Raw genomic sequence first — 18350 nt, 5'->3', positions numbered from 1 at the left:
ACCTCGCCGCGGCTGTGCTCGAGCACCGCCGCCTTCTGGTTGTCCACCAGCACCTCGGCGGCGACGCCGCCGAAGTGCTCGAACGCCCGCACCAACGACTCGTAGGTGTGTTCGGCATCCTCGCAGCGTGCCGCCATCACGTGGAAGCGACGCGAGTAGCCGAGGGTGTTCACCGCGAAGTGCACCCGCACGCGCTCACCGGCGATGACGGTGTCAATCTCGCCCCAATCATGCTGGAGCTGACGCCCGGGCCGAGTCTCAAAGCGCACCGTCGCCCGCGAGGGCTGGAGGCTGCGCTTGGGGCGGATGTAGTCCTGCAGGATCGTGCGACCGCCGCGATAGCCGAGATCGCGAATCTCGCGCAGGATGACCTCGCCGTTCCACACACCCTCGGCAAGTAGCCGATCGACATGGGCCTTGAACGGATCGAGCTTGCTGCCACGGGCGCCGGGGCGACGACCGGGCGCCGGGCCGCCGCGGCGCAGGATGCGCCGCACCGTGCGCTCAGAGCAGCCCATCTGCGCCGCGATGTCTTTGATGTATAAGCCCTGTTGGCGTTTACGCAGTATCATGAACGCGTCCTCCCGCCTGAGCATGGGTGACCTCCTGAGCTCACTGTCGACCAACAGCTTCTGCTCAGAAGGTACCCAGCTTGGGTGGGCGGACAAATTAGTCCGTTACTATCCGGACAATATCGGGCGGGGCTGACAAGGCGCTGCTGTTGCCGGTGATCGCCCGAAAAATTGTGCTCAAGGACAACCGCGATGCCTACCGGACGTTCCGCACCGCCGTCTTCGTACCGATTGACGGCGTGGACTTCGAACCCTACGTCAAGCTGCTTCTGGCGGCACCCGAGGGGGTGCGCATTGCGGAGCGGGTCGTGGTGGTGACGGACGGGGACAAGACAGGCGGCGATGACAAGCAACCACCCGGCCAGAAGCGGAAACGCAATCTCGAGCAACTGGCAAAGAACTTGGACGCCGCCGATAGGCTTGAGGTCTTTGTCAACGAGGTGTCTCTAGAGCCGGCACTGGTGCAGGCGGGGAACCAAGACCTGCTCAAGGCGGTTTACCTATGCCTTCATCGCGAGTCAGAGCACAATTGGGATGCCGCCGTAGCCAATGGCGGTGCCGACCAAGCAGCGGCCGTGAAGGGCTTATTCACCAATACCCGCAAAGGGGATTTCGCCCAGATTCTCGCTGAAGTAATCGAGAATGACGAGCCGTTTAAGGTGCCCCCTTACCTGCGCGACGCGATCAAGGCTGTCGTCAGATGAGCCAAGTGGACAATGCTGTCCCGACGCCAGAGCAGCGGGCTGTCATCGAACACGAGGGCTCCTGCTTCGTCGAAGCCTGCCCGGGGGCCGGCAAGACGCGGGTGATGGTGGAGCGGGCGCGCGGGCTCCTGCGTGACCGGGGCGCCGGCGGAGCGATCGCTTTCCTTTCCTTCACCAATGCCGCCGTCTCGGAACTGGAGAGCCGCCTTCAACGCGCGCGCGTGCTGCCGACCCCGGCTTTTCCGCACTTCGTCGGGACGTTCGACGGGTTCGTGTGGCAGTTCTTGATCGCACCCTTCGGGGTGCCGGACTGCGCGGAAGCGCCGCGACTGATCCCGGATTTGGGCAAACTAACTGTCGGATGGGGCCGCAAGTACCCTCTGAAGTGCTTTTGTCCGGTTAGTGGCAATGTTATTCCGCACATCGCGAAACAGGAGAAAGTCGAGGTCGACAAAGTCGCGCCCGCGGTCAGGACGCAGGCGAAGAACAAGTGGCGGCGGCTCTTCGACGCTGGCAAGCTGGATTTCGCTGCGGTTCGCCGCCTCGCGGTGGCCTTGATTAACGAACGGGAAATGGCGCCGCGACTTGGCGCCGCGCTCGCCGCCCGGTTCGGCGAGATCATCGTCGATGAGGCCCAGGACTGCAATCCTGAGGACCTAGAGATCGTCAGGTGGTTGCGCCGCTCCGGGATCCGTACCACTGTCATCTGCGACCCCGACCAGGCCATCTACGGCTTCCGCGGCGGCGTTGGTAGAGAGTTGAGAGCCTTCGCCAAAGAGTTTCCTGGGACCGCGCGGCTGCCGATGACGGGCAATTTCCGCTCTAGCCGGGCTATTTGCTGCGCCGTCGCGGCATTCCGCCCCGGCGAGACTGCCCCGGATAAACCTCTTGGAAAGCACCGAGAGTTAAGGTCGCCTGTCTACATTCTGGGCTATTCCGGTAGGAGCGTGCCTCGGGACATTGGCCGACTGTTCCGCAAACTCATTGAAGGACACGGCCTTGATCCCGCTCGGTGTCCTGTCCTCGCAACTGGGTGGAATGCTGCCTCGCGGGCTGTCGGCGCCCCCACGCCGAAGAAGCGGGGATATCTGGTCGTGAAGGTTGCCTCTGCTGTTAGCCGCTTCCACGGGGCGGTTGACGGCCATGAGCGGAGGAAGGCTTTCGAGGCGTTCCATGAAGCGCTCATTGGACCCTGGCTGGAGGACGGGCAGACCTATCGCCATTACCTGACGGACAAAGCCATCACACCCGAGTGTTGGCGCGCCGACATGTTGCCGTTGATCCAGGACCTGCGGTTCGACCCCGGCTCCGGGGAAACCGTGAGCACTTGGCTCGAACGAGCCCGCAGTGCCCTTGCGTCGGTCTTGCCGGACAACAAGACCCCGGCTCAACATCTGGCAAAGATTTCCGAGCTAGAGGCCTGCCTTTGCACGCCTGAGTCGACGGCATTGACTGCCCGGAGTATCCATTCGGTCAAAGGGGAGGAGTTTCCTGCGGCGTGCCTCGTGATCGGAACCAGTTGGGCGAAGAAGGCGCTCGATTTCCTCGAAAAGGGGTCATCGGAGAACACGGCGGAAGAGGTACGCAAGCTGTACGTGGGGGTATCTCGGCCGGAACAGCTGCTCATGATCGCGGTGCCGAACAGCCAGAAGGAGAGGCTCTGCGGCAGGTTGTCGGCATTCGGGGCGGACTATGTAGAGCTGTGAGGAATGGGCAGTGCATCGTAGGGCTAGCTGTGGCTTAGCAAAGCCCCACTTTCTAGCGGGAGGGTTTCCCGCCTGGGGAGCCGCCAGCCCCGGGCCCGGTATCGAGCTTTGCAGTTAGTCCGGCAACGGGCTGGTTGATGGGTAAGTACGAAAGCAGGTCAAGTGCAAGTGTAACTCAGCAACGGGGGCTTACAGTGCCACATTTGCCAGCTGAATGAGAGCTTTGGGTCGCTAGCAGACGTCGTGGGCCAAGTGGGGGCATAGCGAACGTCCACAACGACATGCCATTTCGATCTCGGTCTTGGCCTCTGCTTTAGCCGAGGTGGATAGCGTCAGCGTGTCCATTGCACGACTAAATCATAGCAAGTCGCTTCTGCTACTCACCCGTTCAACTGCAGTCAACGGACGGCGATGCTGACACGACGTCATGTGCACCAGGACCGCGCTCAGCAGCATTGCATCGAGTGCGAGCGCTTAGCCGGGAACGAACGTGAGGCGGGCGGGGCAAACAACCCCGGTAGTGCGGCTTAGGGAACGCCGCGCATGTTGCCGGGCGACTTTGTTTCAAAGCTGTTCGCACAGGTGGTGGAAAAGTTCTAAACCTATTCGAACAGTCTCAGACTTTGTTTGGCCAAACCACGTCTTGGCGGCACCGGTCCGCAACCTACTCCACGGTCACCGATTTCGCGAGATTCCGCGGCTGGTCCACGTCGGTGCCCTTTAGGACGGCAACGTGGTAGGCGAGGAGCTGCAGGGGCAGCGTATAGACGATGGGGGCCGTCACCGGGTCGGTGTCCGGGAGGGTGACGACTTCGTAGCCGTCGCCGGCGGCCGGGGCGGTGGCGGCGTCGGCGAAGACGTAGAGGCGGCCGCCGCGGGCGCGGACTTCCTGGAGGTTGGATTTGAGCTTTTCCACCAGGCGGTCGTTGGGGGCGACGGTGACCACGGGCATTTCGCTGTCCACCAGCGCGAGGGGGCCGTGCTTGAGCTCGCCGGCGGGATAGGCCTCGGCGTGGATGTAGGAGATTTCCTTGAGCTTGAGCGCGCCTTCCAGGGCGATGGGGAACTGCTCACCGCGGCCCAGGAAGAGGCTGTGGCGCTTGTCGACGAAGTCCTCGGCGAGGCGCTGCACCGCGGGCTCGAGTTCGAGGGTCTGCTCCAGGCGGCCTGGCAGGCGGCGCAGGGCGTTGACGAGCTCGGCCTCACGCGCTTCGGTGAGCGCGTGCTGGCGGCCGGCGGCGATCACGGTGAGCAGCAGCGCGGTGAGCTGCGTGGTAAACGCCTTGGTGGAGGCGACGCCGATCTCGGGCCCGGCGCGGGTCATGAGCACGAGGTCGGACTCCCGCACCAGGGAGCTTTCCGGGACGTTGCAGATCGCCAGGCTCGCCATGTAGCCGAGGGACTTCGCCTCGCGGAGCGCCGCCAGGCTGTCGGCGGTCTCGCCGGACTGGGAGATGGTGAGAAAGACCGTACCCGCGGGCACGACGTGGGGCCGGTAGCGGAATTCACTCGCCACTTCCACGTCGCAGGGGATGCCGGCGAGGCCTTCGAACCAGTACCGGGCAACGAGGCCGGCGTGGTAGCTGGTGCCGCAGGCGACGATCTGGATGCGCTGGGCGCGGGAGAGGACGTCGGCGGCCTCCGGGCCCAGGGTCTCGGTGAGCATGCGCCGCTCGGACAGTCGCCCCTCCAGGGTTTCCGCCACGGCGCTGGGCTGCTCGTGGATCTCCTTGGCCATGAAGTGGCGGTAGCGCCCGCGCTCGACGGCGTCGGCGGAGAGCTCGGAGGTGCGCACCGGGCGCTCGACCACGTTGCCGTCGCGGTCGTAGACGGTAACCGCCTCGCGGGTGAGGTCTGCGATGTCGCCTTCTTCCAGGAAGATGAACTGCTGGGTGACCGGCAGCAGCGCGGAGACGTCGGAGGCGATGAAGTGCTCGCCGATGCCCACGCCCACCACCAGGGGGCTGCCCTTGCGGGCGGCCACCAGCCGGCCGGGCTCGTGGGCACTTATGACGCCGATGGCGTACGCGCCATCCAGGTCGGCGACCGCGGAACGCACGGCGGTGAGGAGATCCTCGCCGCGCTCGGTGCGGGCGTGAATGGCGTTGACCACCACCTCGGTGTCGGTCTCCGAGGTGAATCCGTAGCCGCGCTCGATGAGCGCGCTACGCATCGCCTCATGGTTCTCGATGATGCCGTTGTGCACCAGGGCGATGCGCTCGCCGGCGACGTGGGGATGGGCGTTGGCCTCGCTGGGCGCGCCGTGGGTCGCCCAGCGGGTATGGGCGAGGCCGGTGTGGCCGGCGAGGGGCTCGGCCTCCTGGGCGGCGACGAGCTCGGCGACCTTGCCGACGGCGCGGTGGCGGCGCATCGCGCCGGTATCGTCGAGTACGGCGAGCCCTGCGGAGTCATACCCCCGGTATTCGAGGCGCTTGAGGCCTTCCAGGAGAATGGCAGTGACGTCGCGTTCGGCAACAGCGCCTACGATCCCACACATAGCTCGTCGTCCTCTACGTTCGGCCACACCGTCTTGGTGATGTCGCCGGATTGTATGGGTGCCGGCCCCCTGGTGGGGAGCCGGAACCACACCGGCGCCGGTAAATGACTCAGTCGCGGCGTTTCGTCGGGCGTTGCCAGCCGGAGACGCTTTGCTGCCGGGTACCCGAGAGGGTCAACGTATCCGCCGGCGCGTCGTCGCGGATCACCGAGCCGGCACCAATGGTGGCCCCACGGCCGACGCGCACGGGGGCGACCAGTGCTGTATTCGAACCGATGAAGGCGTCCGCCTCGATCACCGTAAAGTGCTTGTTGGCGCCGTCGTAGTTGCAGGTAATGGTGCCGGCACCGACGTTGACGCCCGGGCCCACCTCGGCATCGCCCACATAGGAAAGATGATTCACTTTGCTGCCTTCGCCAACGTCAGCGTTCTTCGTCTCGACGAAGTTGCCCACCTTCGCGCCACGGGCGAGCCGGGTACCGGTGCGCAGCCGGGCGAACGGGCCGACGCTGCTGTCGCCTTCGACCGCCGCGCCGTCCACGACGCTGTTCGCCTCGATGTGTGTGCCGTCGCCGATAACGCTGTCACGGATAAGACAGTTGGGACCGATGGTCACCCCCGCGCCGATGCGGACCTCGCCGGCGAACACGCAGTTCACGTCGATGGTGACGTCCTCGCCGCAGTCGAGCGTGCCGCGAACATCGAACCGGGCCGGATCCATGAGGCTGACACCCGCCGCCATGAGTCGGTCCGCCTCGCGGCGCTGCCAGGCCCGCTCGACCACGGCGAGTTGGCGGCGATCGTTGACGCCCTGCACCTCCACGACGTCGGCGGCCTCGGCGGTGTGGATCGACACTCCATCACGGCGCGCCATGGCGATCACGTCGGTGAGGTAGTACTCGCCCTGGGCGTTGTCATCGGACAGCGCGGTGAGCCAACCCCGCAGGCGGCCCGCCGGCAAGCACATGATGCCGCTGTTGATCTCGGTGATGGCGCGCTGCTCGGCGGTGGCGTCCTTCTCTTCGACGATGCCGGCTACGTCGCCCGCTGCGTCACGGAGGATGCGGCCGTAGCCGCTGGCATCCGTCAGGCGCACCGCTAGCAGGGCAGCACCGTCGTAGGCGGCCTCCCGCAACGCGGCGAGGCTCTCGGGACGGACCAGGGGCACGTCGCCACAGAGCACGAGCACGTCGTGATCGTCGGGAATGCCCGGCATGGCCTGGGCGACGGCGTGGCCGGTGCCGAGCTGTTCGGCCTGGTGGACCCAGTCGAGGTCGTCGTCCGGTATCTCGTTGCGGACCTGCTCGCCGCCGTGGCCGAAGACGACGTGGATGCCGGCGGGCTCCAGCCCCCGGGCGGTATCGATCACGTGGCGCAGCATGGGCCGGCCGGCGAGGGGATGGAGTACCTTGGGCAGTCGCGAGCGCATGCGCGTACCGGCGCCCGCGGCGAGAATCACGATGGATAAGGGAGCGGTCACGACTCTACTCCTCCGGGGACGCCTGCCCGGCGCCCGCGTCCGTGGACGGTAACGAGTGGTGTCAAACAAAAACGCGCGGCGCCCCGACGGAGCCACCGCGCGTCATTACCGCATACTCGCTGCGGGCGTGCTAGTAGGCGCCCGAGCCGGAGCGTTTGCGAACCTTCTCCAGCGTGCGCAGCTGCGCCACCGCCTCGGCGAGCTCTGCCTGGGCGCGGGCGTAATCCATCTCCGCGCTTCGGTTGACGAGCTGCTCCTCGGCTCGGCGCTTGGCCTGCTGAGCGGCGGCCTCGTCCAGATCCCTGGCACGAACGGCAGTATCGGCGAGAATCGTGACCACGTGGGGCTGCACCTCGATCATGCCGCCGGATACGTAGTAGAGGACCTCTTCGCCGTCCTGCGTGCGCACCATTACCTCGCCCGGCTGGAGCTGCGCGAGCATGGGCATGTGGCGCGAGGTAATACCCACCTCGCCCTCGGTGGCCCGCGCCAGTACGAACGTGGCCGTGCCCGAGTAGATGGACTCTTCCGCGCTCACGATGTCCACGTGCATGGTCATAGCCATAAGCTTACCTGCAAACTCCCTGGGCGTCAGTCGCCTACAGCGACTGCGCCTTCTCGCGGGCCTCGTCGATGGTGCCGACCATGTAGAAGGCCTGCTCCGGCAGATCGTCGCACTCACCGTCGACGATGGCGCGGAAGCCGCGGATGGTCTCCTTCAGTGGCACGAACTTGCCGGGGGTGTTGGTGAACGCCTCGGCAGCGAAGAACGGCTGCGAGAGGAAGCGCTGGATCTTACGCGCACGGGCGACGGCCAGCTTGTCGTCCTCGGAGAGCTCGTCCATGCCCAGGATAGCGATGATGTCCTTGAGCTCCTTGTAGCGCTGAAGCACGGTCTGCACCGAACGGGCGGTATTGTAGTGCTCCTCGCCGATGACCAGCGGGTCGAGCTGGCGCGAGGTGGAATCCAGCGGATCCACCGCCGGATAAATGCCGAGCTCGGCGATGGAGCGGGCCAGCACGACCGTCGCGTCAAGGTGCGCGAAGGTGGTCGCCGGCGACGGGTCGGTGAGGTCGTCGGCGGGCACGTACACGGCCTGCACGGAGGTGATGGAGCCCGTCTTCGTGGAGGTGATGCGCTCCTGGAGGACACCCATCTCCTCGGCCAGTGTCGGCTGATAGCCCACTGCGGAAGGCATGCGGCCGAGCAGCGCTGAAACCTCCTGACCGGCGAGGGTGTAACGGTAGATGTTGTCGATGAACATCAGCACGTCACGGCCCTCGTCGCGGAAGTACTCCGCCATGGTCAAGCCGGTGAGCGCCACGCGCAGGCGGTTGCCCGGCGGCTCGTTCATCTGGCCGTAGACCAGCGCCACCTTGTCGAGGACGTCCGACTCCTTCATTTCGTGGTAGAAGTCGTTGCCCTCACGGGTACGCTCACCCACGCCGGCGAACACGGAGTAGCCGCTGTGCTCGATGGCGATGTTACGGATGAGCTCCATCATGTTGACGGTCTTGCCCACGCCGGCACCGCCGAACAGGCCGACCTTGCCGCCCTTGGCAAAGGGGCAGAGCAGGTCGATGACCTTGATGCCGGTCTCGAGCAACTCCTGGCTCGCCGCCTGGTCCTCGTAGGCCGGGGCCTTGCGGTGGATCGGCCAGCGCTCTTCCTCGCCGACCTCGCCGCCCTCGTCCACGGGACGGCCGAGCACGTCCATGATGCGCCCGAGCGTCTTCTGGCCCACGGGCACGGAGATGGCCGCGCCGGTGTTGGTGACCTCGACGTTGCGCTTCAGCCCGTCGGTACTGCCCATGGCGATGCAACGCACGACGCCGTCACCGACCTGCTGCTGGACCTCGAGGGTGAGGTCGTATTCGCCCACGTGGAGGGCGTCATAGACCTTCGGCACCTGGTCGCGGGGGAACTCCACCTCGACCACGGCGCCGATGATCTGAACGATCTTTCCTGAACTCATAAACCCAGTTCCTCTTCGCGAATTCGCTGAATCCGGCTCCCCGGCGGGGGCGGCGGTGCCGTTGTCAGACCGCCTCCGCGCCGGCCACGATCTCGGAGAGCTCCTTGGTGATCGCCGCCTGGCGCGCCTTGTTGTAGGCGAGCTGGAGCTCCTCGATGAGGTTGCCGGCGTTGTCCGACGCCGCCTTCATGGCCACCATCCGCGCGGCCTGCTCGCAGGCGATGTTCTCCACCACCGACTGATAGACCAACGCTTCGGCGTAGCGCGTGAGCAGCAGATCCAGTGCCTGCACGGCGTCGGGCTCGTAGAGGTAGTCCCAGCTGTGCTTCGGCGCATCCTCGTCGTCGCCTTCAGGCAAGGGCAGCACCGTCTCCAGCGTCGGGCGCTGGGTCATGGTGTTGACGAACTCGTTGTAGCAAAGCACGAGCTGGTCGATCTCGCCGGACTCGTAGCGGTCGAGCATGACCTTGACCGCACCCACGATGTCGTCCAGGTGGGGCCGGTCGCCGAGCTGCGAGGCGTCGGCCACCACGTTCGCCCCGAAGCGTCCGAAGAACTGGATGGCCTTGGAGCCGATGGTGCAGACGTCCATCTCGCGGCCGGCCTCGCTATCCGCCTTCATGGCCTTGACCACAGCACGGAAGAGGTTGTTGTTCAGGCCGCCACAGAGACCACGGTCGCTGGAGATGATGATGTAGCCCACGCGCTTGACCTCCCGATCCTCGAGGAACGGGTGGCGGTACTCCGGGTTCGCCTGGGCGAGGTGCCGGATGACTTGCCGGATCTTGTCCGCGTAGGGCCGGGCTGCCTCCATGCGGCGCTGGGCGTTGCGCATCTTGGAGGCAGCCACCATCTCCATCGCGGTGGTGATCTTCTGCGTGTTCTGAACGCTTTTGATCTGCGTGCGGATCTCTTTACCGCCGGACATGGGATCCCCGCCGTTGGTTACCAGGTGCCGTGGGCTTTGAAGTCCTCGACGCCCTTCTTGAGCTCACCGACGATATCGTCGTCGTAAGCGCCGGTCTCGTCGATGCGCTTGATCAGATCGGAGAAGTTCGAGTCGAAGTGCTTGTGCAGCTCCCGCTCGAAGGCACCGATCTTCTCGATCTCCAAGTCGTCCAGATAGCCTTCGTTGAGCGCGTACAGCGACACCGCCATGTGACCCACCGAAAGCGGCGAGTACTGCGGCTGCTTGAGCAGCTCCATGGCGCGCTGACCGCGCTCGAGCTGCTTACGCGTGGCCTCGTCGAGATCCGAGGCGAACTGGGCGAAGGCGGCGAGCTCGCGGTACTGGGCGAGTGCCAGACGAATGCCGCTGCCGAGCTTCCTGATGATCTTCGTCTGCGCCGAGCCACCCACGCGGGAGACGGACAGGCCGGCATTGATCGCCGGGCGCACGCCCGTGTTGAACAGATCGGACTCGAGATAGATCTGGCCGTCGGTGATCGAGATCACGTTGGTGGGCACGAATGCGGAGACGTCGCCCGCCTGGGTCTCGATGATCGGCAGCGCGGTGAGCGAGCCGGTCTTGCCGGTGACCTCGCCGTTGGTACGGCGCTCCACCTCGTCAGCGTTGATGCGCGCGGCGCGCTCGAGCAGGCGCGAGTGGAGGTAGAACACGTCACCGGGATACGCCTCACGCCCCGGCGGACGGCGCAGCAGCAGGGAAACCTGGCGATAGGCCCAGGCCTGCTTGGTGAGGTCATCGTAGATGATCAGCGCATCCTCGCCGCGGTCGCGGAAGTACTCGCCCATGGCGCAGCCGGCATAGGGTGCGATGAACTGCAGCGCGGCGGATTCCGAAGCGGAAGCGGAGACCACGATGGTGTGCTCCATCGCGTCGTGCTCCTCGAGCTTGCGCACCACGTTGGCGATGGAGGAGTTCTTCTGGCCCACCGCCACGTAGATGCACTTAATGCCCGAGCCTTTCTGGTTGATGATGGTGTCGACGGCGATGGCGGTCTTGCCCGTCTGGCGGTCGCCGATGATCAGCTCACGCTGGCCGCGGCCGATGGGCACCATGGCGTCGATAGACTTCAGCCCGGTCTGCACCGGCTGATCCACGCCCTCACGGGTGATGACGCCCGGAGCGACCTTCTCGACAGGCTCGCTCTGCTTGGTCTGGATCGCTCCCTTGCCGTCGAGGGAACTACCCAGCGGATCGACCACGCGCCCGAGGAGCTCTTCACCCACCGGGACCTCGAGGATGCGGCCGGTCGCCTTGACCGAATCGCCCTCGGAAAGGTGCGAGTAGTCGCCGAGAATCACGGCACCGACGGAATCGCGCTCGAGGTTGAGCGCCATGCCGAAGGTATCGTTCGGGAACTCCAGCATCTCGCCCTGCATCGCATCGGCGAGGCCGTGGATGCGCACGATACCGTCGGAGACGCTCACCACGGTACCTTCGTTGCGCGCCTCCGCGACCGCCTCGAAGCTCTCGATGCGCTGCTTGATGAGGTCGCTGATTTCGCTCGGATTGAGTTGCATCGTTGAATCTTCCCCTTAGCGGCTCAGGGCGCCGGTGAGACGCGTGAGCCTGCCCTGCACGGACCCGTCGATGACCAGATCCCCGGCCCGTACCACCGCACCGCCGAGCAAGGACTCGTCGATCTCGGTGGTTAGCGTGACCTGACGGTCGAGCCGCTTCGACAGGGCGGACTCGAGCCGGGCCCGGACGTCCTCGTCAACGGCTTGCGCCGAGATCAGACGGGCCTCCAGCGTACGTTCGGCGGTGGCCCGCAGCGCGCGGTACTGCGCGGCAATCTCGGGCAGCACCTCAAGGCGGTCGTTGTCGACCAGCAGCTGCACGAGGTTGCGTCCCTGTTCTTTCAGGCCCTCACCGCACACGCCGATGATCAGCTCGGCCCGTTGCTCACTGGTGAGCCGCGGACTGCCGAGCAGCTGGGCCATCTCCGGGTGGCGCACGACGTCGGCCACGAGGTCCAGCTGTTCGGACCAGGCGGCGAGCGCGTCCTGTTCGCGCGCCAGCTCGAAGATGCCCTGGGCGTACGGCCGGGCGACGGTAGTGCTCTCCGCCATTGTTGGCTTGCCTCAGAGTTGTTCGGCCAGCTCGTCGAGCATGGCGTTGTGGGCCTTCGCATCGACCTCGCGCTCGAGGATGCGGGAGGCGCCCAGGATCGCCAGATCGGAGACTTTCTTCTTCAGCTCCGCACGGGCGTGGGCCACCTCCTGCTCGATGCGGGCCTCGGCGGCGGCGTGCTCGCGCTCGGCGGCCTCGCGGGCCTCCTGACGGGATTCGTCGACGATCTCCGCACTACGCCGGTTGGCCTGCTCGATGATTTCCGCAGCCTGCTGCTTGGCTTCGCGAATCTGCTCAGCAGCACGCTTCTGCGCCAGCTCCAGCTCGTGCTGGCCGCGCTCCGCGGAAGCCAACCCGTCAGCGATCCGCTTCTGCCGTTCGTCCATGGCCTTCCGGATGGGCGGCCAGACGAACTTCATCGTGAACAGGATGAACACGAAGAACGTGATCCCCTGTCCGATCAGGGTTGCATTGATCCCCACGGTTGAAACTCCCGGTTGCTGCCTGCGGTCTGGATGTTACGCCGGGCTGGTCAGCCGCCGATGGCGCCGACGAGCGGGTTGGCGAACATCAGCAGGGCAGCGAAGGCGACACCGATGATGGAAACCGCGTCGAGCAGACCGGCGATGATGAACATCCGGCCCTGGAGCATGTTGGCGGTCTCGGGCTGGCGCGCGGCGCCCTCGAGGAACTTGCCACCGAGCATACCGAAACCGAGGGCGGTGCCGAGAGCGGCGAAGGCGAAGATCAGGCCGATGGCCAGGGCGGTCATGGACTGAACCTGAGCGATGAGTTCCTGCATTGTTGCTCTCCAGGTTAATGGTGGTTCAAAGGTCTAGAGTCGAAACGGGACGCGATCAGTGCTCTTCGTACGCGAGCCCGATGTATACACAGGTGAGCACCATGAAGATGAACGCCTGCAGCGGGATCACCAGGATATGGAATATGGCCCAGGCGCCACCGGGCAGCCACTGCGCCCACCAGGGCAGCATGGCGATGAGGATGAAGATCAGCTCGGCGGCGTAGAGGTTGCCGAACAGTCGCATCGCGAGCGAGACCGGCTTCGCCAGGATCTCGACCACGTTGAGAATGAGGTTGAACGGCAACAGCCAGATGGTGTTGAAGGGATGGAAGAGCATCTCCTTGGTGAAACCGCCCACACCCTTGCCCTTGACGCCGTAGGTGAGCATCAGGAACAGCACCATGAGCGACAGACCGAAGGTCGCGTTCATGTCCGCCGAAGGCACGATGCGCAGGTACGGGATACCGATCGCCGCGGCGAGCGACGGCAACCAGTCCACCGGCACCAGGTCCAGCAGGTTCCAGAGCAGCACCCACATGAAGATGGTCAGCGCCAGCGGCCCAAGGAACTCACGCGAGCCGTGGAAGGCGTCCTTGACGGTGTTGTCGGCGAACTCCACCAACACTTCGATGAAATTCTGCAGCCCCGTCGGCGTATCGGCGCTCACCCGCCGGGCGACGGAGTAGAAGATCCCCAGAAAGAGCAGGCCCGTGGCCCAGGAGAAGATCAGGGTATCGATATTGAGGGTCCAGAACCCCCCATCGCCGATCTGCAGATGGTGAAGGTGGTGCTGGACGTATTCGGTCGGAGAATTCGCGGCCATACCTTGGTCTTCTCGTCGTGACGTCGTTTTAGTCCATATTGCCGAGCAGGGCCAGCCAGTATGCGCTCAGGGTGGCCGCCAGCGTCGTGATCAGGGGGACCGTGTGATCGCGGAACCCCATGATCGCCAAGGAGGTCAGCACTGCCGTGAGCACCAGCTTCATCGCCTCGGCGCGATAAAAGGCCGCCAGCGCCGCTTCCGGGTCGGCGGCCGCGTCGCGCGAGAACACCTTCACGGCGACGTAGATGCTCAGGGCGGTGCTGATCCCTCCGCCGGCCATCGCGGCAAGCGCTGCACGCGCGCTCGATGCGATCAGCCATGCCAGCGCCGCGGTCAGAGTAATCGCGAGTTGCAGCAGAACCACTCGTTTTGCAACCCGCATCGGTACGCGTTACTCCCCTGTGCCTCCGGACCGTGGCGAGGCGGGCGAAGTATAAATAACTGATCGAGTGGGTTCAACGCCGAAAACCCGGCACGTGAACCCGGAGTCATTGGATATGCGAGAGGATGCCGTCGAGCTCGTCGAGGCTGTTGTACTCGATGACCACGCGGCCCTTGCCGCTGCGGCCGTGCTTGATGGCGACACTGGCACCGAGGCGGCCGCTCAAGTCTTCCTGCAGGCGGCGGATATTCGGATCGACGGTGTTACGCGGCCGCGAGGGACGGTCACCGCCCTCGGTGAGCCGTCGCACCAGGGCTTCGGTCTCGCGCACGGACAGGCCCTTCTCGGCGACCTGCTGGGCGATACGGGCCTGATCCGCGGCGGAGAGCCCGAGGATCGCACGGGCGTGGCCCATCTCGAGGCGGCGCTCGGCGATGAGGTCCTTCACCTCCGGGGCGAGCTCGAGCAAGCGTAGCAGGTTGGAAACACTCGCCCGCGAGCGGCCCACGGCGTCGGCCACGCCCTGGTGGGTCATGCCGAACTCGCCGGTGAGACGCTTCAGTGCCGAGGCCTCCTCCAGCGGGTTGAGATCCTCGCGCTGGATATTCTCGATGAGCGCCACGGCGATGGCGGTCTCGTCGGGCACGTCGCGAATCAGCGCGGGGATCTCCGCGAGGCCGGCGAGCTGGGCGGCGCGCCAGCGTCTCTCGCCGGCGATGATCTCGTAGCGCTCATCGGGCAGCGGCCGGACCACGATGGGCTGGACCACGCCCTGGGCCCTAATGGAGTCGGCAAGCTCCTGGAGCGAGGCCGGGTCGAATTCGGTACGCGGTTGGTAGCGCCCGCGTTCGAGCAGGTCGATGGGCAGCTTGCGGAGATCGCCGCGGGCGGCGGCATCCGCGGCCTCGCCCTCGGTCTCCGGTACTCCGCCGAGCAGCGCGTCGAGCCCGCGTCCCAGCCCCCTGCGTTTCTGGCTCATCGGCTCCTCTCCCATCATGCGCTGGTCGCGGCCCGGCGTTCGCGGCGCAGCAGCTCCGAGGCCAGCGCCATGTAGGAGATCGCCCCGCGGGAGGTACGATCGTACTGCAACGCCGGGCGGCCATGGCTCGGTGCCTCGGCGAGACGCACGTTGCGGGGGATCTGGGTACGGTAGACCTTGTCATCGAAGTGAGCGAGCAACTGTGCCCCCACCTGGTTGGCCAGATTATTGCGCGGGTCGAACATGGTTCGCAGCAAGCCTTCGATCTCCAGTGACGGGTTCGCCGTCTGCTGGACCCGACGAATGGTATCCAGCAGCGCGGTGAGACCTTCGAGCGCGTAATATTCGCACTGGATGGGGATCAACACCCGGTCGGCGGCCACCAGCGCGTTGACCGTAAGGATGTTGAGCGACGGCGGGCAATCCACCAGCACGTAATCGTACTCGCCGGCGAGGGACGCGAGGGCGTCGGCGAGGCGGCGTTCGCGGTGGTCGAGCTCGAGCAGCGCGACCTCCGCGGCGGTGAGGTCGCCGTTCGCGGGGAGCACGTCGAAGGCCCCGTCCACGGCGCTCTGGCGCACCGCTTCGGCGTCGGTCTCCCCCATGAGAAGCTCGTAGTTGCTTGCGGCGAGCTCGTCCTTGTCGACGCCCGCGCCCACCGTGGCGTTGCCCTGTGGATCGAGATCCACCATCAGCACACGGCGGCGGTTGGCCGCGAGCGAGGCGGCGAGGTTGACGCAGGTGGTGGTCTTGCCCACCCCGCCCTTCTGGTTGGTGACGGCAATGATCCGGGTCATGAATAGGGCCCTAGTTCTGTCGCGGAGACGCGGTCGCCGGCTCGGGGGTCAGCTCGACCAGGTGGCGCTCGGCGTCCAGGTCGGGGACCTCGAGCGGGAAGCTACGCCATGATACCCCCATCCCGGTGAGCGCGGACAACTCGTCTCCAGGATAGCGGCCCTTGAGCGCCAGGGCTCGCCCCTCGGGTGCAAGCCGCGGCGCGGCGACCCGCCAGAATTCGTCGAGCGCGGCGAACGCTCGGGAGGTGACCATGTCGTACTCGCCGTCGGCGTCCACCGCCCGCGTCTGCACCACCCGGCAACGCTCCAGACCCAGCTCCATGACCGCCTGGTTGAGAAACCGGGTCTTCTTGCCGTTGCTGTCCAGCAGGGTGACGGCGAGCCCGTCGCGGACGATGGCGAGCGGTATGCCCGGGAGGCCCGGGCCCGTGCCGATATCGAGCAGCGTACCATCACCCACCCAGGGCAGCGCCGCCAGGCTATCGACCACGTGGCGGGTGACCATGGCCTCGGGGTCGCGCACCGCGGAGAGGTTGTAGGCCCGATTCCAGCGGGCGAGCAGTTCGACGTAGTCGACCAGCCGCGCTCGCGCGCGCTCGTCGAGCGTGAGGCCCAGCGCCCCGAGGCCGCGATCGAGACGCTGCTCCAGCGCCGCACGTTGCGCGTCAGGCACTGCGGCGCAACGCCCCGCGACGCTTCAGATGGACCAGCAGAAGCGACACCGCCGCCGGGGTGACCCCGTCAATGCGCCCGGCCTGGCCGAGCGTGGCCGGGCGATGGGTGGTCAGTTTCTCCCGTACCTCGCTCGAAAGCCCGCTCACCGAGGCGTAGTCCAGATCATCGGGCAGAGCCACGTCCTCGTAACGGCTCGCCTGGTCCACCTGGCGGCGCTGGCGCGCCAGGTACCCGGCGTACTTCGCCTGTATGGCCACCTGCTCGGCGCTGCGTCCGGCCGGCAGCGCATCCGCCATGCCGGGCAACTGACGCAGGGCCTCGTAATCCACATACGGACGCCGCAGGATCTCCAGCAGGCTCTGCTCCTTGGTGAGCGCACCGCCGAGCACCGCTTCCGCCGCGTCCGCGCTCACCTGCGAGGGACGCACCACGGTCGCGTCCAGCCGCGCGGTTTCGCGCTCCACCGCCTCGCGGTGGCCGGCGACCGCGGCCCACTGGTCTTCGTCGATGAGCCCGTACTCCCGCGCGATGGGGGCCAGGCGCAGGTCCGCGTTGTCCTCGCGCAGATGCAGCCGATACTCGGCTCGCGAGGTGAACATGCGGTAAGGCTCGCGGGTGCCGCGGGTGATGAGATCATCGATGAGCACACCGATATAGGCCTCGTCCCGGCGCGGGTGCCACGGCTCGCGCCCGTTCACGGCTGCGGCGGCGTTCATGCCCGCTACAAGGCCCTGGGCGGCGGCTTCCTCGTAGCCGGTGGTGCCGTTGATCTGTCCGGCGAGGTAGAGCCCGGGCAGGTACTTGGTTTCCAGGCTCGGCCTCAGGTCCCGCGGGTCGAGAAAGTCATACTCGATGGCGTATCCGGGCCGGGTGATATGGGCGGCCTCGAATCCGGCGATGGAGCGCACCAGCTCGTACTGCACATCGAACGGCAGACTGGTGGAGATGCCGTTGGGATAGACCTCGTGGGTGGTCAGGCCCTCGGGCTCGACGAAGATCTGGTGGGCATCCCGGTCGGCGAATCGCACCACCTTGTCCTCGATGGAGGGGCAATAGCGCGGGCCCACGCCTTCGATCTCGCCGCTGAACATGGGCGAGCGCTCCAGCGCCCCCCGGATCACGTCGTGGGTGGCGGCGTTGGTATGGGTTATGTGGCAAGGCACCTGGCGCGGGTGCTCGTTGCCACGGCTCCACAGCGAGAAGTAGGGCACCGGATCGTCACCAGGCTGCCCGGTGAGACGATCCCAGGCGATGGACCGTCCGTCGACGCGCGGCGGCGTACCCGTCTTCAGCCGGTCCACGGTAGTGGGCAGCTCGCGCAGGCGGCGGGCGAGCGCATTGGCCGGCGGGTCGCCGGCCCGGCCGCCCTGGTAGTTGCTCTCGCCGATATGGATGCAGCCGCCGAGGAATGTGCCCACCGTGAGCACGACCTGCGGCGCCTCGAAAGTGAGCCCCATCTGTGTGCGGACGCCGGTGACTTTCCCACCCTCGACGATCAGGTCGTCGACGCCCTGCTGGAAGAGCTCCAGCCCGGGCTGATCCTCCACGGCCGCGCGCACGGCCTGACGGTAGAGCACGCGGTCGGCCTGGGCGCGGGTCGCCCTCACCGCCGGCCCCTTGCGGCTGTTGAGGGTGCGGAACTGAATGCCGCCACGATCGATGGCCCGCCCCATGAGACCGCCGAGGGCATCGATCTCGCGCACCAGGTGGCCCTTGCCGATACCGCCGACAGCCGGGTTGCAGCTCATCTGGCCGATGGTTTCGATATTGTGGGTGAGTAGCAGCGTGCGCGCCCCCATGCGCGCGGCCGCCAGCGCCGCCTCGGTGCCGGCGTGTCCGCCGCCCACCACGATGACGTCGTATGCCCGGGCGTAGTGCACGATTGCCACTGACCTCGCACTGGAATGCCGTGAAAAT

The 18350-nt window shown here is 66.2% G+C and carries 18 protein-coding genes; 2 read left to right on the top strand and 16 right to left on the bottom strand.

The genetic code is table 11. The features are described 5' to 3' along the window. Positions 1–596: IS21 family transposase (gene istA / locus ACPEES_RS15090; protein WP_435104357.1), on the bottom strand; the 596-nt coding region annotated here is incomplete at its 3' end. A gap of 125 nt (positions 597–721) precedes the next feature. Between istA and ACPEES_RS15085 the strand changes: the two genes are divergently transcribed. Then, entirely contained in the window at positions 722–1276 is a 555-nt protein-coding gene (locus tag ACPEES_RS15085; RefSeq protein WP_435104355.1) for a hypothetical protein, read from the top strand. Continuing rightward, positions 1273–2982 (top strand): UvrD-helicase domain-containing protein, encoded by a 1710-nt coding sequence (locus tag ACPEES_RS15080; RefSeq protein WP_435104354.1) that lies wholly within the window; start codon positions 1273–1275, stop codon positions 2980–2982. The genes ACPEES_RS15085 and ACPEES_RS15080 overlap by 4 nt, the downstream gene beginning before the upstream one ends. Before the next feature lie 664 nt (positions 2983–3646). Here the strand turns inward: ACPEES_RS15080 and glmS are convergent. The 15 genes from glmS to mnmG form a co-directional block, all read right to left on the bottom strand. Next, positions 3647–5479 carry a glutamine--fructose-6-phosphate transaminase (isomerizing) gene (gene glmS, locus ACPEES_RS15075; RefSeq protein WP_435104353.1) on the bottom strand — a complete coding sequence of 611 codons (1833 nt, stop codon included), beginning with the start codon at positions 5477–5479 and terminating at the stop codon, positions 3647–3649. Positions 5480–5588: 109 nt separating this feature from the next. Then, the gene (gene glmU / locus ACPEES_RS15070) at positions 5589–6959 is read right to left on the bottom strand and encodes a bifunctional UDP-N-acetylglucosamine diphosphorylase/glucosamine-1-phosphate N-acetyltransferase GlmU (protein WP_435104352.1); all 1371 of its coding nucleotides are present in this window, start codon (positions 6957–6959) and stop codon (positions 5589–5591) included. Between the two features lie 130 nt (positions 6960–7089). Further along, the gene (locus tag ACPEES_RS15065; protein ID WP_435104351.1) at positions 7090–7524 is read right to left on the bottom strand and encodes a F0F1 ATP synthase subunit epsilon; all 435 of its coding nucleotides are present in this window, start codon (positions 7522–7524) and stop codon (positions 7090–7092) included. Positions 7525–7558: 34 nt separating this feature from the next. Further along, complete coding sequence (gene atpD, locus ACPEES_RS15060; RefSeq protein ID WP_435104349.1) at positions 7559–8935, bottom strand: F0F1 ATP synthase subunit beta; 1377 nt, start codon at positions 8933–8935, stop codon at positions 7559–7561. A gap of 64 nt (positions 8936–8999) precedes the next feature. Then, entirely contained in the window at positions 9000–9863 is an 864-nt protein-coding gene (gene atpG / locus ACPEES_RS15055) for a F0F1 ATP synthase subunit gamma (protein WP_435104348.1), read from the bottom strand. A gap of 17 nt (positions 9864–9880) precedes the next feature. Continuing rightward, positions 9881–11422: a F0F1 ATP synthase subunit alpha gene (gene atpA / locus ACPEES_RS15050; protein WP_435104347.1), complete on the bottom strand. Its 1542-nt coding sequence runs from the start codon at positions 11420–11422 to the stop codon at positions 9881–9883. 15 nt (positions 11423–11437) lie between these two features. Beyond that, the gene (locus ACPEES_RS15045; protein WP_435104346.1) at positions 11438–11974 is read right to left on the bottom strand and encodes a F0F1 ATP synthase subunit delta; all 537 of its coding nucleotides are present in this window, start codon (positions 11972–11974) and stop codon (positions 11438–11440) included. 12 nt (positions 11975–11986) lie between these two features. Beyond that, positions 11987–12457 carry a F0F1 ATP synthase subunit B gene (locus ACPEES_RS15040; protein WP_435104345.1) on the bottom strand — a complete coding sequence of 157 codons (471 nt, stop codon included), beginning with the start codon at positions 12455–12457 and terminating at the stop codon, positions 11987–11989. Between the two features lie 50 nt (positions 12458–12507). Further along, on the bottom strand, positions 12508–12777 hold the full coding sequence (atpE, locus tag ACPEES_RS15035; protein ID WP_435104344.1) for a F0F1 ATP synthase subunit C: 270 nt from the start codon (positions 12775–12777) through the stop codon (positions 12508–12510). Between the two features lie 55 nt (positions 12778–12832). Further along, on the bottom strand, positions 12833–13600 hold the full coding sequence (gene atpB / locus ACPEES_RS15030) for a F0F1 ATP synthase subunit A (protein ID WP_435104343.1): 768 nt from the start codon (positions 13598–13600) through the stop codon (positions 12833–12835). A 28-nt stretch (positions 13601–13628) separates the two neighbouring features. After that, positions 13629–13964 (bottom strand): ATP synthase subunit I, encoded by a 336-nt coding sequence (locus ACPEES_RS15025; RefSeq protein ID WP_435104342.1) that lies wholly within the window; start codon positions 13962–13964, stop codon positions 13629–13631. Positions 13965–14088: 124 nt separating this feature from the next. Next, the gene (locus ACPEES_RS15020) at positions 14089–14961 is read right to left on the bottom strand and encodes a ParB/RepB/Spo0J family partition protein (RefSeq protein ID WP_435104341.1); all 873 of its coding nucleotides are present in this window, start codon (positions 14959–14961) and stop codon (positions 14089–14091) included. 14 nt (positions 14962–14975) lie between these two features. Continuing rightward, positions 14976–15758: a ParA family protein gene (locus ACPEES_RS15015; RefSeq protein WP_435104340.1), complete on the bottom strand. Its 783-nt coding sequence runs from the start codon at positions 15756–15758 to the stop codon at positions 14976–14978. Positions 15759–15768: 10 nt separating this feature from the next. Then, entirely contained in the window at positions 15769–16431 is a 663-nt protein-coding gene (gene rsmG, locus ACPEES_RS15010) for a 16S rRNA (guanine(527)-N(7))-methyltransferase RsmG (protein WP_435104339.1), read from the bottom strand. Next, entirely contained in the window at positions 16424–18313 is a 1890-nt protein-coding gene (mnmG, locus tag ACPEES_RS15005; RefSeq protein ID WP_435104359.1) for a tRNA uridine-5-carboxymethylaminomethyl(34) synthesis enzyme MnmG, read from the bottom strand. Before mnmG ends, rsmG begins: the two co-directional genes overlap by 8 nt. Between the last annotated feature and the right edge of the window lie 37 nt (positions 18314–18350).

It is taken from the genome of Arhodomonas sp. AD133 (assembly GCF_051195215.1).
Taxonomy (GTDB): Bacteria; Pseudomonadota; Gammaproteobacteria; order Nitrococcales; family Nitrococcaceae; genus Arhodomonas.
This window is presented reverse-complemented; position numbering and strand designations above follow the sequence as displayed.